General features: G+C 45.1%; 10 protein-coding genes. 1 reads left to right on the forward strand and 9 read right to left on the reverse strand.

Translation table 11 applies throughout. The annotated features are described in order from the left end of the window. Window positions 1-215 precede the first annotated feature (215 nt). Entirely contained in the window at window positions 216-587 is a 372-nt protein-coding gene (locus tag ACS8FD_RS10710; RefSeq protein WP_439240888.1) for an MliC family protein, read from the forward strand. A gap of 130 nt (window positions 588-717) precedes the next feature. On the opposite strand, the gene ACS8FD_RS10715 is transcribed toward ACS8FD_RS10710, so the two are convergent. From ACS8FD_RS10715 to ACS8FD_RS10755, 9 genes are all read right to left on the reverse strand, one after another. After that, window positions 718-1,317: a class I SAM-dependent methyltransferase gene (locus tag ACS8FD_RS10715; RefSeq protein ID WP_439275836.1), complete on the reverse strand. Its 600-nt coding sequence runs from the start codon at window positions 1,315-1,317 to the stop codon at window positions 718-720. 257 nt (window positions 1,318-1,574) lie between these two features. After that, window positions 1,575-5,906 carry an ATP-dependent RNA helicase HrpA gene (gene hrpA / locus ACS8FD_RS10720; RefSeq protein WP_439275837.1) on the reverse strand — a complete coding sequence of 1,444 codons (4,332 nt, stop codon included), beginning with the start codon at window positions 5,904-5,906 and terminating at the stop codon, window positions 1,575-1,577. A gap of 162 nt (window positions 5,907-6,068) precedes the next feature. After that, window positions 6,069-6,386 carry a hypothetical protein gene (locus ACS8FD_RS10725; RefSeq protein WP_439275838.1) on the reverse strand — a complete coding sequence of 106 codons (318 nt, stop codon included), beginning with the start codon at window positions 6,384-6,386 and terminating at the stop codon, window positions 6,069-6,071. A gap of 152 nt (window positions 6,387-6,538) precedes the next feature. Next, the gene (locus ACS8FD_RS10730; protein ID WP_439275839.1) at window positions 6,539-7,501 is read right to left on the reverse strand and encodes an alpha/beta fold hydrolase; all 963 of its coding nucleotides are present in this window, start codon (window positions 7,499-7,501) and stop codon (window positions 6,539-6,541) included. 206 nt (window positions 7,502-7,707) lie between these two features. Continuing rightward, a complete protein-coding gene (gene guaD, locus ACS8FD_RS10735; protein ID WP_439275840.1) occupies window positions 7,708-9,120 on the reverse strand; it encodes a guanine deaminase in 1,413 nt (470 codons plus the stop codon). A gap of 258 nt (window positions 9,121-9,378) precedes the next feature. Further along, a complete protein-coding gene (locus ACS8FD_RS10740; protein ID WP_439275841.1) occupies window positions 9,379-10,398 on the reverse strand; it encodes an XdhC family protein in 1,020 nt (339 codons plus the stop codon). After that, window positions 10,391-12,997 carry a xanthine dehydrogenase molybdopterin binding subunit gene (xdhB, locus tag ACS8FD_RS10745; protein ID WP_439275842.1) on the reverse strand — a complete coding sequence of 869 codons (2,607 nt, stop codon included), beginning with the start codon at window positions 12,995-12,997 and terminating at the stop codon, window positions 10,391-10,393. The genes ACS8FD_RS10740 and xdhB overlap by 8 nt, the downstream gene beginning before the upstream one ends. Next, complete coding sequence (locus ACS8FD_RS10750; protein WP_439275843.1) at window positions 12,994-14,646, reverse strand: xanthine dehydrogenase small subunit; 1,653 nt, start codon at window positions 14,644-14,646, stop codon at window positions 12,994-12,996. Before ACS8FD_RS10750 ends, xdhB begins: the two co-directional genes overlap by 4 nt. A gap of 616 nt (window positions 14,647-15,262) precedes the next feature. Then, window positions 15,263-15,955, reverse strand: coding sequence for a 1-pyrroline-5-carboxylate dehydrogenase (locus tag ACS8FD_RS10755; RefSeq protein ID WP_439275844.1), 693 nt, complete (start codon window positions 15,953-15,955; stop codon window positions 15,263-15,265). Window positions 15,956-15,961 lie beyond the last annotated feature (6 nt).

A 15,961-nucleotide genomic window follows, 5' to 3' on the forward strand; every position in this document is an offset into this window, starting at 1 on the left:
CACTGGGCATCACTTAGGGTTAATCTAGTCATAACACTATGATTATCAATTATTCTATATATGTCAACACACCCTAGCTTAAAACTTAAACTTATACACTTTGAAACACGATGTTTACGAGACAGATATCAAATGATAACGAGAATAGTTTTATTAAAGTGTAGGATACTCGTTGGCATTTAAACACTTCATTCTTAAATTTCTTGAGGAAAGTTATGAAAAAATTATTAGTACTAACACCAGCTGTTTTAGCTTTAGCCGCATGTGCGAATAATCCATTTGTGGGTAATGATCAAACAGGTGCTACTAATCAAGTCGTCAATTCTTATACTTGCGAAGGCAATGGCAAAGTTACAGCAGCTTATGCTGCAGATGGTAGCGCTGCTAACTTAAATATCACTATGCCAAAATTCGGTATTAGCAATCAAAAAGTTATCATGACACAAGCGGTATCTGGTTCTGGCGCGCGCTATGTCAATAATGACAACCCTAAAATGAACCTACAATGGCAGACCAAAGCAGACTACGGTATCATCAGCGCAAAGCTCGCTAATGGTAAAGAATACAGCGTAAACTGCACTATGTAATCGCTAAGACACTATTTAAGAATAAATTTAGGGTGATAGATGCAAAATCTGTCACCCTTTTTTTATGACAGAAATATTTACCATATAATCAGTTAAATAAATAATCAGTCAATTAAGATATTTTTTGAGCCTATTTTTTTCTACCGATAAACTGTACTACTGCGCTTAACCCCTGATGGCGCGTGCCTTCTGATATCATACGCTGTTTTTCAACGCCTATCACTTCTTCCAATTCTGTAAGCTCTGCTCGTAAATTTACCAACGAGCCAAAACGATCTTGTTGATCAGCAGGTGGCCCACCAACCGCATCCATCTTAGTTTGCTCGTAAGTATAAGCTTCTAATAAATATACACCATCGGGTTTTAAAGCTTGAGCAATCTGTGAATGGATTTGCTGCCGAATGGTCTCAGGAACGTGCGCCCAAATGGAGACGATACCGTCCCAACGATCGGCTTCAAACTCGTAATCCGACAAATCAGCCACTTGCGTGCTGATGGTTACGCCTTTATCGTCAGCTAATTGCTGCGCTTTACGTAAGCCAACTTCGGATAAGTCCATGGCAGTGACTTCATAACCTTGCTCGGCTAAAAACACCGCGTTCCTACCCTCGCCTTCAGCTAGGCATAAAACGCACCCGCCTTTAGGTATTCTCATAAGCTCTACTTTTAAGAAATCATTAGGCTCAGTACCATAGGCAAAGCCTGGTTCACTGTAGCGTTCATCCCACATTTTTACTCTCCTTGTTTAGCAAACTTATAAGTAAGGATTTATCCGAAAAAACGCGTTAGGTTTGGGAGTAAAACAGACAGTTTTTAACGCGTCCGAAAGTTCCCCTTTAAGGGCTGATTTTAATAAAGAGCTCCTAGCTCAAGAGAAAATCTATGATTTTCTGTCAGCATGCAATTTTTTAACGTGTCCAAAAAATTCTATTTAAAGCTCGCTCAAACAAAAGCTTCCTTGCGACGCTAAAATTGGCATGCAATTTTTTAACGCGTCTCATCCCAAACCTTTTTAAGGCGTTTCGGGGACACCGCCATACGAGTTTTCATCGGCTGGGCAAAGAGCTGAATACGGTATTCTTCCACCATCCAACGATACTCGCTAATAGCGGCGTCACTGGCACGGTTAACCAGTCGCTCCATGTGCAAATCGAGCGCATAGACGCCTTCAAGATCGGACTCAAGATTATGCTCAAGCCGCTCAATCCTTAGCTCTAATGCTTCTAGATAGCGCGGATACTGTTGCCAATGACTATAATCCATGCGGTAGACGAAGTCCGCCAGATACAAGTCCGACAGCTGATCTTCGATATCATCAATCGATTCGCCGAACACCTCCCGATCGAGCATCAGTAGGCTCTGGCGAATACGTTGCCAGCGCGTATAGACTTCCTTGAGAATTTTAATAACGCTTTGACCTGTCAGCAGGAAATTATTGACCACTACCTCTTGAGTTTGCTGATACTCCTCTAACGTAAAAGGAAGCTCCTCAGCTAAGCCAACCGCGATACTATCGGCACTCTCAGGCAGATCAGAACTATGATCAAATAATACGTAGTGCTCCTCTAAAGTCGCATCGAGCGCCGCATCAATAACGATAGTTTTAAGCTTTTCCATATCGCCAAGGGGTGCAAAGGCAAGTTTAAATATCTTGTCGATTTGGCTGGTGAGCTGCTTTTTCTTGGCGCCAAGCTTAGCTTTAATCAGCGTCAATACGCCCATGCGATGTGCTTCCAGTGCGGCATTGACGTCAGTATATTGATGAATCGACACCGCTGTACCTGCTTCGTCGGCGACCAAAGCGGAGAACTGCTTCATTACCACGCCCGCGCTATGACGATTTTTACTAAAAGTAAAGTGCTCAGGGAAACTCGTATGCGCGCCTTGCTGTTCGGTCACCGCTTGACTGGTCTCGCTAGCATGACGGATTTGCAACGTTTGTAGATCACGGCCTTTTTCGATAATACGATTTTTATCATCGACGACCGATATCTGCGGCTGCAAGTAGCGGTCGATAGAGGAAGGGTCAAACTTATCAGGAGTGACTGACATGATACCGCGACGATTAAGCGCATGACAAAGCTGCTTGAGCAAACCTTGCTCGGCTTCTATTTTGAGCTCATCGAACAAGCTATCAGCAGTATCTGGAATCGGTACGATTTGACGGCGAATGTCTTTGGGTAAGGATTTAAGCAGTTGTAGTACCAGCTCATAGCGCCAGCCCGGTACACCCCATAACAGCTCAATGGCGTCCAGCTGCGGCAGTGCAGCAAGTGGCACCCGAATGGTCACCCCATCATCGTCACTAGCAGGATCAAACACGTAACGCAGCGGCAAGCGCAAATCGCCTAATTGCCAAATCTCTGGGAAGTCGCCTGTGGTCGGCGCTTGGCTATTAAGCACATCGTCATCGGTAAAGAACAGATACTTAGGATCGCTCTTTTCCATCTCCGCACGCCAATCTTCGAAGGCTTTGCGACTAGCGACATGCTCAGGTATTTTTTTATCATAGAACTGATACAGCGCCTCTTCATCAACCAGTAAATCACGGCGGCGCAGCTTATCTTCTATGCGTTCAACATGCGCAATCTTATCCATATTGTGCTGCAAAAATGGTGCTTGTCGGCCTAGATTACCGGTGACAAGACCATCGCGGATAAAAATCTCGCGCGACTCAGACAGATTGATTTGCTCATAATTAGTCAGCTGCTTAGAGATGATAATTAGTCCGAACAGACTGATCTGTGCGTAGGCTTTGACGCGGCCTGTTTTCTTCGACCAATGCGGCTCGAAGTAGTGATATTTGAGCAGATTACCAGCCTCAGCGATGATCCATTCAGGCTCAATCTTGGCAACGGTACGCATAAAGACTTGTGAGGTTTCGACCACTTCAAAAGCCATCACCCAAGGCGGCACTTGCTTAAATACGGTACTGGCTGGGAAAATTTTAGCTTTTTGCTGACGTGCGGCCAGATACTCGCCGCGGCTTTCCGTTTTGTGCGCCACAGTAGAAAGCAAGCCTGTTAGCAGCGCCCGGTGTAAATTGGCGTATTTAACCGCTTTGACTTCCTCATCGTCGATAACGGTGGGGTCATTGCTTACCCCTTTTTCATTGCTTTGTTTTTTATTTGAGTCTTTATTAGCGTTTTTACTGTTTTTAACATTCTTAATATCGGCTGGTTTGCCCTTGGCTTTAGCATCGCCCTTAACCTCGCTTACGTCGGTTAAGTTTAAATCAGTGACCATTTGCACAAGTTGCCGATGCGTTTGATTCCACTCACGCACACGCGGAAAGCTAAGATAGTTCTTTTTGGTGAAGTTTTTACGCTGATTGCCAGAGAGCTTATTACCGTTTTCGTCAGTCTCAAATAGCGCCTTCCAAAGACTCAAATAAAATAAGAAATCCGAGTCATCTTGACGGAACTCAGCGTGCTTTTGATCGGCTTGTTGACGCTTATTTGCAGGGCGTTCACGTGGATCTTGTACCGCTAGAGCGGCAACGATGATAAGCATCTCGCGAATACAATCGTAGTCGCTACCTGCCACTAGCATCCGTGCTAGCCGTGGATCGATTGGCATACGTGCCATCTTTTGCCCGATACGGGTCAGACGCAGATGATCCAAGGTTTGCTTACGTTTTGGGATATTGGCTTTGTCGTTTTTGGCAGTAATCGCGCCAAGCTCATCGAGCAGCTTATGACCATCGGTAACCAGACGGCTATCGGGTGGCTCGATGAATTCAAAATCCTCGACACTACCTAGACGCAGGTTCGCCATTTGCAAAATAACCGAAGCCAAGTTAGTACGTAGAATTTCAGGTTCGGTAAATTCAGGACGACCACTAAAATCCTCCTCAGAATACAGACGAATACAAACACCAGGCGCGACACGGCCACAGCGTCCTTTACGCTGATTAGCAGCGGCTTGAGATATCGCCTCAATAGGCAAACGCTGTACGCGCGAGCGATAGGAATAACGTGATATCCGCGCTAAGCCTAAGTCGATTACATAACGAATACCGGGTACGGTCAGCGCAGTCTCGGCAACGTTAGTGGCAATAACGATACGGCGACCACGACCGGAGGGCTGAAAGATACGCTGCTGCTCTTCATAAGTCTGGCGTGCAAATAGTGGCAGCACTTCGGTATGTTTGGGGCCGTATTGAATCAGTACGTCTTGCAATTCGCGAATCTCGGCCTCAGTCGCGGCAAAGATTAAGATATCAGCCTGATCGGCATGCCCTTTACTTTGAGCATCGCTAAAGCACTCCTCTACCGCTGCGACAACCGCACGCGGCAAGTTTTCTTCGAAGTCGTCATAGCTATCATCATCCGAGCTAGTCACTGGCTCGTCGGTCAGCGGACGGTAGCGCACTTCAACCGGAAAGCTACGGCCCTCGACGTTGAAGATAGGCGCAGGGACTTTACGTTTGAGATTGCTATCGTAATGACTAAAGTATTCGCTAAAACGCTTAGTGTCTAAGGTTGCCGAGGTGATAATGACTTTGAGATCAGGGCGCTTAGGCAGCAGCTTTTTGAGATAGCCCATGATAAAGTCAATATTAAGGCTACGCTCATGCGCCTCATCGATAATAATCGTATCGTACTTGCTTAAGAATCTGTCGTGACCGAGTTCAGCCAGCAAAATACCATCGGTCATAAGCTTGACGACTGACTGCGCGGTGCCCTGCTCGTTAAAGCGGATCTTAAAACTAACGGTGCTGCCTAACTTTTCGCCAAGCTCTTCAGCGATACGATTGGAGACACTACGCGCAGCGAGACGACGCGGCTGCGTATGCCCGATCTGCCCTGTGATACCTCGGCCTGCTAGCATGGCAAGCTTCGGCAGCTGTGTCGTTTTACCCGAACCCGTCTCGCCTGCTACGATAATCACTTGGTTATCAATGATCGCTTGGACTAAATCCTCGGCACGTTGACTCACGGGCAAATCAAGGTTGAGCTTCGCTGGCAGGTCCTGCGGAATACTATCGATACGCGCCTGCACCGTCTGCTGTGAGCGCGTTTTGATTTTATCGTACTGCGCGCGTTTTTTAGCCAGCTCTTTTTGCGCTTTTTCTTGCTTATTACTGTCAGTGTTATCAGCAGCTTGTTTTTGGTTGAATGCTTTATTTTTAGTTACAGCCGCACGCGCTAGCTCACGCTCTAACCGGCTTAAATAGTGGCTATCTTTAGCAAGCACAGGTAGTTCTGTAAAGCTATCTGCATCTTTTATTTGAGCTAGATTACTAATCGTACTATTTAGATCTTTTGCTGAGCTATCTTTTGCTAAGTTTGGCGCATTTTTTAAAGTATTAGACATATTTGCTTAGGCTATTTATTGTTTATAAGTGCTAAGAGTATGGGGGTATTTTGGGCGGGATTCAAGGTGGTTATAGTGTTTGCTTGGCAGCTTAAGTTTGCTTTCAACCTTTTTAGATGCTGCTTTTTAAATGCTATAAAAGGATAGGAAGCGCTTAAATAATCAATCGCTACTGGTATAAATCGTCCGTTGATCTCTAGCTGCCTTTGCAAAGAAGTCATGCAGCTTTTGTAATGGCACTCTAGGGAAAGGCAGTTGCAAGGAGAGTATCACTCTCTCAAACGCTACCATTTCATCAGCCAAAGCTTTGGCAATGTCAGATTCAATCTGTGGGTTGTCATATAGCGTATCGATGAGCCAAGTTAATTGCGGAAAGTCGGCATTATTATGAACCTGATAAAGCGTAGGTACGAGCTCATCAGAGATTTGACAGCGCGTCTTACGAAACAGACCGTTTTTATAATACATATTTAAAGCCATACGAGCTCCCTTGCTTTGGTTACAAACACCTCATTATGACATACTCTTTATTGTTGTCAGTAGGTGTGAATTTAGGGCTACCATCAATAGTGACTTTATTACCCACTAAGTGTTAGAGAACGGTAAGATCCTAGGGCGTGTCCTCAATTGAATCATGAGGCTAAAAACTCTTTGACTACAGCGACCGTCGCTTTAGGATCTTCTTCATGCGGCACATGCCCTAAATTATCGAATATCTTCAGCTGGCTATTAGCAATATCTTGATGAAACCGCTTAGCGTTTTCGGCGGGAATAAGATTATCTTGCGCGCCCCATAAAATAAGCGTTGGCTGCGTTAACTGCTTAATTTGCGCCTGATCTTCAATATTATCGAACTCACGCAATCTATCGGATAACGCCCCTCGATTACCGCGGCGCAATGATAACTCATAATAACGATCTACTAGGACGTCATCGACTTTGCTGTCGTCAGCATAGACACTTAGAATACTTTTTTGCACTAAACTGCGCGGTAAGACGTTGCTCAGAATGGGTTTTAGTATAGGATAGGCGGCCAGTCTAAAGCCTATAGGAATACTCTTTGGCGTGGCTGGGTAACCAACGGCATCGACTAAAATAAGCTTCTCGATACGCTCAGGATGAAGAGCTGCGGTACGCCAAGCGATTTTACCGCCTAAAGAGTTACCCGCTAGAATGACCTTATCTAAATTTAATTGATCTAAAACTTTTATCACAAAATCGGCATAGTTGGCGCTAGTATATTGAGTTGCTTCATCGGTATAAGGACCAGTTAACCCAAATCCTGGCAAGTCCATGCTTACCACGCAATACTCATCGCCAAGCTCATCTGTCCAGCCTTGCCAAGTATGTAAACTGGCCGAAGTACCGTGCAATAAGACGATAGTTTTCGCGGTATCTAAATGAGCGCATTGCGCGGATCGTACGACATGCGCTTGCATACCGTCGATGGCGATAAACTCACTGTTAGGCAGCTGCCATTTTTTAAGCGCTTCAACACTTTTATCAGCAGCCCAATAGACTGCTATCAAAACCGCTAGCGAAACACCTGTCGCTAACATAGCAAATAAAATAATTTTGGCTAAATATTTCGACATCTAATAGATACTCAGTAGATTAAGTGTAATTTGAGACAAAGTACATATTCAAATAGAATAGTTATTTAAAGCTTATAGATACAAAAAAGCCAGCGTTTATTTACTAAAATGACCTGCTTAGTAAATAAACGCTGACTATGTTAAATGATAGCGCTATTCAAAAACAGTGCTATGAAAAACGGTAGCTTCAAAACTCGTTTTAAGCATTAAGCTTTTTTATATCGACTCACACCAGCAATGATCGTCTCATCAATCACTCGGTCATCACCGAGCATCATTAGTACAAACAGCTGTTCCTCTAAGGTTTTAGTCTGACTCATACGGCGCTCTAACAATGCCGTTCCTGCTAAGTCAATCACGACAAAATCCGCCTCTTTATTAGGCATAAAGTTACCGATTTTATCGTCCAATACTAATGATTGCGCATTTCCTAAAGTGATTTGATAGAGTCCTTGGTGCGCGGATAACGGATTGCTTTGTAGTTGCTGGACTTTATACGCCTCATTTAGAGTGGTCAGCATCGAGAGACTGGTGCCCGCGCCGACGTCCGTGGCAATACTGACTCCGGTATAGCTAAGCGTTTTGGCTAAATCAAACAGACCACTACCTAAAAACAGATTAGAAGTCGGACAATGCGAGACTTGCGTGCCTGTATCGCGAAGCACTTCATACTCAGCTGTCTCAAGGTAGATACCATGCGCCAGCGTCGTATAGCGACCTAATAGTCCCATATCTGCATAGACATCGAGGTAGCCTTTGTGATTAGGGTACAGCTCACGCACAAAAGCCACTTCCTCACGGTTCTCTGCAAGATGCGTTTGCAAATAGACATCGTCATAATTGGCGTACAACTCGCCTGCCATTTGCAACTGTTTAGGTGTTGAGGTAATCGCAAATCTAGGAGTAATGGCGACATGCTGACGCCCATGATTATGCCATTTATCGATAATATTTTGACTATCGCGAATGCCCTGCTCTGCGGATACACACAGATGTTCAGGAGCGTTTTGATCCATCAATACATTACCCGTAATCATCCGCGTATTCAGACGCGCGCTTTCGGTAAAAAACGCCTCAACGGACTCAGGATGGCTAGTAGCAAACACCAGCGCGGTAGTCGTACCGTTAGCAAAAAGCTGGTTTAAAAAGAACTTTGAAGCATCGTGTGCGACTTTTGGATCACCAAAATTGGCTTCGGTAACAAAAGTATAGTTATTGAGCCAATCGAGTAATTGCTCACCGTAAGAAGCAATCATATCTATCTGTGGATAATGTACGTGAGTGTCGATAAAGCCTGCCATAATCAGCTTATGCTGATAATCATGAATTTCTACTGGTTCTGTGCCTGCTTGCTCATTAACATAACTCGCTAAAATAGCTTCTTTATGACCATAATCAATAATAAGGCCAGTCGCATCATCGACGACCAATGCGCCATTTGCGATATATTCAGGATAGACTTTTACGCCAGCAACCACGGGTAATAACGTTATATTTTTTTTGACGATTGTAGTATCAAGATGGTTAGACTTCTCAGAATTAGTGCCTGCCAATCTTTTGATATAATCATCTTCCGTCAAGTAATGTAATAATTGCGCTTGGTAAATATGGATAGTCATAAAAAGGTCTCATCGCTCTATTCATAACGCTTATGTTGATAAGCTATGATTAATAGAAAAAAGGATTAAAGTCATTTAAAAAGTTACTTTTTATGGCTATGTTGTGCTCTGTTACTCTTTATTGGCACTTACAAATAGCTCAGTAGTGGTCATTAATAGCTCACAGCGTAAAACTAACTATAGCTAAGGGATATTAAAAAAAGCTCGTCATTAAACTTTAATGCTTAGGCGTTGTTACTCAAATCTAGCAACTCAACATTAACAATAGTGCTGCTGCATAATTTGCGCAGCGATAGACACGGCAACTGCCATCGGTTCTTTACCGCCTATAGGTAAGCCTATGGGCATAGTGATTCTCTCAACTAACGTCTCACTATAGCCGCGCTGCAGTAAGCGATCCGAAAAGCGCTTAGCCTTAGTCGCTGAACTAATACAGCCAATATAAGGAAATAGCCCTGTTGTCGAGTTATCTGTGAGCTTAGCGCTATTTGTATCCATCGTTAAGCTATCTTCAAGGGTTGCCTTCTTATCCGCTTTGAGCACATCTAATGCCGCTCGCACTAACTCAAAATCAAGACCATGATCATGGGTCATCACTAGCATAAAGCGTTTGCCGCCTTGCTCTATGAAGGGGCGCACATAATCAACAGGATCGTCATCAATGTGCACATGAATGTGCTTTGGCAAGTGATAAGTCGGCTCATCTAAACTATCTATGGTATTTATATTCTCAGTCTCAGCCGATACGTACTTATCGAACCTCTCAGCTCGGCTATCCACCCAATCTACCTGACAAGGCAGCTCTGCCAATATCGTCATCAACGCGGCTGCCACATGACCACCGCCAAATACCAGTATTGACATGGGCGGCGTGATATTGAAGCACTCAAACATTATAGTGACACTACCACCGCAGCACTGCGCCAGCTTAGCCCCTAGTGGATAGTGCTTAGTATAGACAGCATCGCGGCGTACCGTCATAGCCTTTTCAGAACGCGCTTCCTTTGACTTTTTAGAAGTTGTGACCACATCCGTTTCAAGCTCGCCACTCAGCAGTCGTCTTGCTGTACTGATGACATCGTGCTCAAGACCACCGCCGCCTAAAGTATCGCTAAAATCATCGAGGGTGATAATCATTTTAGCTTGCAGCGCACGCGGGGCTGAGCCATTGATAGCAATGACAGTCGCCAGCACATGCGCCGCTCCCCGCTGCTGATAACGCGCTAAAGCTTCGTACCAGCGCTCAGGCGGCATGGCAGGTACAGATGACTTACTCACTGTGCGCTGGGCCTCTAGCGACCGAGACATTAGGATCTTTTATGGCCTCTGGCTGCTCATCAACTTGCTCGCCCGCGGATTTAGGTGGATTACTGTCCTCAGCATGTGGCACTGGCTGCGCTTTATCTTTATTATCCATCTTTACCTTGCCATCCGCACTGAACTGCGCTTCTACTTTCGGGCTATCATTAGTATTGATATCAGCACTTATCTCATTAGTATGATTGTTGCTAGCAGGTATCTCCCACTCCTCCCCTTGCAACTGCATTACGGCTTTTAGCACTGCTTCACTAGTCGCTGGCATAGTCAAATTAGGATTTTTCTGATAATTGGCTAAGCTTGCTACTGCATTATTAATGGCACACCACACGCTAGCTGCTAGCATAAAGGGCGGCTCGCCCACAGCTTTGGAATTATAAATGGTCTGTTCGCTATTTTTGCGATCAAATAGCTTGACGCTCCACTGCTTTGGCAGATCATGAGAAGTTGGGATTTTATAATTCGCCGGGCTATTGGAAGCCAGCGTGCCTTTATCGTCCCAAGTGAGCTCTTCTGTCGTCAGCCAGCCCATGCCTTGTACGAAGCCGCCTTCGATCTGCCCAATATCGATAGCGGGGTTAATCGACTGCCCGACATCATGCAAGATATCGCAGCGTAGCACTTTATACTCCCCGGTCAAAGTATCAACCTCGACCTCAGAGCAGGCGGCTCCTAAGGCAAAGTAGAAGAAAGGACGGCCCCAGGCTTTAGAGCGATCATAAAATATTTTGGGGGTTTTATAGTAGCCAGTAGCAGACAGACTAATGCGGTGTTGATAGGCCAGCAGTACCAGTTCTGCAAACGTTAAAGTCTCTTGATCACCAATCTGCACATGATTATTTGTAAACGTTATCGCAGCAGACGACACCTCAAAATGCTCAGCGGCAAACTCAACTAAGCGCTGCTTGATAGTAAGACAAGCATTTTGCGCGGCTTTACCATTGATATCAGTACCTGAAGAGGCAGCTGTAGGTGAAGTATTCGGCACTTTATCCGTACGAGTCGCGGTGACTTTGACCGTGTCTAAGTCTACTTCAAATTCATTGGCGACTATCTGGGCGATCTTAATATATAAGCCCTGTCCCATCTCTGTGCCACCGTGATTAATCTGAATGGTGCCATCGGTATAAACGTGTACTAAAGCTCCCGCTTGATTCAGATGCTGCACGGTAAAAGAGATGCCGAACTTCACCGGCGTTAGCGCCATACCTAAGCGTTTTTCGCTACCTTCTGCTTCGGCTTGCTTATTCGCTGTTATCATCTGTTGACGACGCTGATCGTAATCGCAATCTTTAGCTAGGGAATCCATCAAAGTGGCCAAATCAAAATGCTCGATCGGCTGACCGTAATGAGTCGTTTGCCCATCTTGATAAAGGTTAGCTAAGCGCACCTGTAACGGGTCTTTACCTAGCGTATAGGCAATATGATCCATCATATATTCAGCAGTCATCAGACCTTGTGGTCCGCCAAAACCGCGATAAGCGGTGTTGGAGACGGTATGCGTCTTACAGCGGTGACCGGCGACTTTTGCAGCGGGATAATAATAAGCATTATCACAGTGGAACATCGCACGATCGACAATTGCATCGGACAGATCAGGCGAATAACCACATAGCCCTGACAACTGCATATCGACGCCTAGGATGTGTCCAGAATCATCAATACCAACTTCATAGCGGTTAGAGAATTCATGACGTTTACCAGTGACCACCATGTCATCTTGACGATCTAAGCGCATACTCACAGGTACATTGTAGCGCTTAGCAACAATAGCGCTTAGACAAGCCCATGCCGCAGCTTGTGTTTCTTTACCACCGAAGCCGCCACCCATTCTGCGCACGACAGTACTGACCGCGTGAAATGGCAGATCGGTCACTTCAGCGACTAACTGCTGCACTTCACTAGGGTGCTGAGAGGAAGTATAAACCTCAAGGCCGCCATCATCACAAGGCACGACATAAGAAACCTGCCCCTCGAGATAAAAGTGCTCTTGGCCTAACATATGGATATGACCTTGCAGGCGTTTAGGAGCACTACCCAAGGCGCTTTCACTATCGCCGCGCTGCATGAAGTGGCTTGGACGTACAAACTGCTCTTGCTCTAAAGCTGCCTCAACCGTCACTATCGCTGGTAGCGGCTGATACTCCACTTTGGCTTTTAAAACGGCCTTTTTTGCGGCGCGGTGGCTAGTAGCAACCACCGCAAACAACGTTTGGCCTACATATTCTGTGATGGTATCGACCATCAAGGGATCACCGTCGAACACCGGTCCGATATCAGTTGCCGCAGGTAAATCTTTAAAGGTAAAAACGTCAATGACCCCATCTGCCGCTCTTACGGCTTCTAAGTCCATACTGATAAGGCGCGCATGCGCATGAGTGCTTTTACCGATTGCCAAATGTAGTGTGTCCTGCGGTTTTAGGATATCATCGACATAGGTCGCTGTTCCCATCACATGACTAATGGCGCTATCATGCTTGGCGGAGGTGCCAATTTTGTTTTTGGGCGGACGTACTCGGCGGATCTTATAGCTGTCAAAAAGACTAGAATGATGACTCATAATACTGCTCCCTGCGTTTGTAACTCAGTCATTAACTGCTTAGCGCACTTGACTAGTAAGCGTTGTACCACATGCATACGATATTCGCGGCTGGCTCTGACATCAGTCATCGGCGACACATCCAAAGGCATGGCTTCCGCTGCCACTTTGAAACTTGCGACTTCTAGTTTTTGACCGACAAGCGCTTGCTGGCAATGCTGCGCTAATAATGGAATCGCAGCCATACCGCCTAAGCCAATTTTAGCATTGGTAATCGTCGTAGCATCTGCAGACAAATCAAGTCTCGCCGCTAATAAACAGGCTGAGATATCATCTTCATAACGCTTACTGATTTTATGAATAAATAGGTGCTGATGCGCTTGCATCAAAGGAATATGTACCCCTACCACATAACTACCTGGACGCAATTTGGTTTTTTTGTAGTCCAAGAAAAAATCAGCCAAAGAGATGGTTTCATCAGAGACTTCAAATGATTTTTTGTGCTCGTTATCAGTGCTAGCTTCTTTGTCAATAGCCTCTTTATTGATCACATCGCAATGACGCAGATGTACTCGCGCCTCTAACGCTAACAACACGGGCGGCAGATCGCCAATCGGTGAGGCATTAGCGATATTGCCGCCAAGTGTGCCCATATTACGGATCTGCGGGGATGCCGTTCTAGCAAATAAATCAGCAAAAGCAGGAAAGTGCTGCTCTAAGATCGGCAGCATCTGCTGATAGGTCATGCCCGCACCAAAGCTTAACTCTGGCGTGTCAGCAGCCTCTGATAGTGACCATTGTTGTAACTCATCGAGCGCTGAGAGCTGAATAATAACCTCATGATCCATCAAGCGCTGAGTAACGGTCAACCCTAAATCAGTGCCTCCTGCCCAGATCGTGGCAGTGGGATACACGGCTAGTAATTGATTAAACTCGCTGATAGAGCGTGGTATAAATAGCTGCTTTGAGCCATCAGTCAAGGCAGGCTCTATCGTGTCGAATGGAGCGTCTGACTCAGCCTGATTATTGGAGATTGTCTGAGAATCATGATTGGCCATAGCATTTGTCGCCAAACTTAGCACTTTTGATGGCGTATTTGCACTTTCGAGCTGTTGACCGATTTGCTGCATCTTTAAGCCTGCATCAATGATAGGTCGGTAGCCGGTACAGCGGCATAAATTACCTGATATAGAAGCAACGATCTCATCGTAGCTAAAGGTTGTATCGTCGGCGTTTGCGTTTGAGTCATGACCTGTTTGCAGGCGTCTGTTTTCGTATAAATTGGCCAATGACATCACAAAACCCGGCGTACAAAATCCACACTGCGAGCCATGACACTCAACCATCGCTTGCTGCGCGGGATGCAATAGCGCCCGATCGGGATGGTTGCTAGGATTATCCGCTAGATAAGAAGCCGTCAATAAATGATGACCATCCATCAATGATAATAAGGTAATGCAAGAGTTGAAGGTATAAAAAGGGGCGCTATCGTTTGTATCTTGCGAAGGTAGGCGCTGAGCCATAATCGTGCACGCCCCGCAATCGCCACTACCGCAGCCTTCCTTAGTATCAGTCTGACGCTCATGCAAACGTAAATACTCAAGCACGGTAGTATTAGGGTTGAGATCACGCACTTGATGCGGCTTGCCATTAAGATAAAAACGAATCATAGCTATACTCGGCTGTCTGGATAAAAGGAAGATAAAAAGTAAACTTTTATTTTTAATCGGATAATAATATGTTAACAATCAATATATCAAAGGTCAGGCGCATACAGCGACACTGCCATAAGGTAGTATTCAATTATTATAGTAATAAAATTTATACGACGACGATCATCATACCTACATCAATACTGATAGTTATACAGGTATTGAATAAGCTGACTGCCTATGAGACTGCTGACTGGTTCAGACTTAATCTTTATTTAGAATTGAGCTTCGGTATCTATGTAAGCTTTTTTATGCGCTTATAATAGCTACGAAGATTGAAAAAAAACGTCCATTTATTCTGGCTTTTCGCCAATCAATATTCCGTATTTTAATTAACGAGCCAAACCTCTGCTTTGAAGCTGACTATTTGGTTAACATTATAATACTAGCATTAAATTTAATTATTTTACAACTCAAAAACCCTATTTATATTAAATAATTTCAATAAGCTCAAAGTTAGTGGTTATCTTTTAGGGTTGGTAGCGACACAAAAAAGCCAGCGTTCGTGTATCAAAATAGCTGATAGACAAACGCCGGCTAGAGTATTTAAACTTATGGGCTTTACCTTAAATGGCTAATCATTACCAAGCTCAAGTAAGCTGGCATTACCACCGATAGCCGTAGTATTGATAGTGATAACACGCTCAGTGACGAAGCGGTGTAGATAATCAAGACTTAGCATCTCAGAGAAGCCTTCCATATCGGTTACCGCAATCACCTGCGTCAAAATGCCATCAGTGTTAGCAAGCTCTTGACTGATACTTTGCACTTCTGCTTGGCTACCTGCGACTGCTACTTGCGCAAGTCGATCAATGTACAATAAAGTGATCGTTTGTGAATCATTAGCAACGCTAAGTACATCATCGCTAATGCCGACACTATAAAGTATCTTAGCCGCTTCTTCGCACATATCGACTTGGCTTGGGCAATGCAGAATTACCTCATTACCCGTCAGTAAAGCGGCAATGAGCTGACCCAAGACTGCCATCGCTCTTGCAGACTCGCCGCCAATGACCATGGTTTTGCCGCGAGCGGTGACATACAGATCGTTAGACTCGCCCGTGGCGCCGGTCATCCGCTGTACTTCATCAAGCTTTGGAGCGCTGCTCAGTAGATGATGAAATAGACGCCGCGCTTTATTGGCATCGCCAGTAAGCAAAGCAAGCTTAGGTATCGCTGCCTCCAAGTACGCCGAACGCTTGACGGCACCTAATAATCGCCAAGCTTCACAGACCCCAGCATGATTTTTTTTGAATTCATTTGCCATCTTGCT

This window comes from Psychrobacter sp. 1U2, from assembly GCF_051847575.1.

Coding starts and splice junctions, on each gene's coding strand:
- ACS8FD_RS10755 (WP_439275844.1), bottom strand. CDS start 15,955: ATGGCAAATGAATTCAAAAAAAATCATGCTGGGGTCTGTGAAGCTTGG.
- ACS8FD_RS10715 (WP_439275836.1), bottom strand. CDS start 1,317: ATGTGGGATGAACGCTACAGTGAACCAGGCTTTGCCTATGGTACTGAG.
- guaD (WP_439275840.1), bottom strand. CDS start 9,120: ATGACTATCCATATTTACCAAGCGCAATTATTACATTACTTGACGGAA.
- ACS8FD_RS10750 (WP_439275843.1), bottom strand. CDS start 14,646: ATGATTCGTTTTTATCTTAATGGCAAGCCGCATCAAGTGCGTGATCTC.
- ACS8FD_RS10725 (WP_439275838.1), bottom strand. CDS start 6,386: ATGGCTTTAAATATGTATTATAAAAACGGTCTGTTTCGTAAGACGCGC.
- hrpA (WP_439275837.1), bottom strand. CDS start 5,906: ATGTCTAATACTTTAAAAAATGCGCCAAACTTAGCAAAAGATAGCTCA.
- xdhB (WP_439275842.1), bottom strand. CDS start 12,997: ATGAGTCATCATTCTAGTCTTTTTGACAGCTATAAGATCCGCCGAGTA.
- ACS8FD_RS10710 (WP_439240888.1), top strand. CDS start 216: ATGAAAAAATTATTAGTACTAACACCAGCTGTTTTAGCTTTAGCCGCA.
- ACS8FD_RS10730 (WP_439275839.1), bottom strand. CDS start 7,501: ATGTCGAAATATTTAGCCAAAATTATTTTATTTGCTATGTTAGCGACA.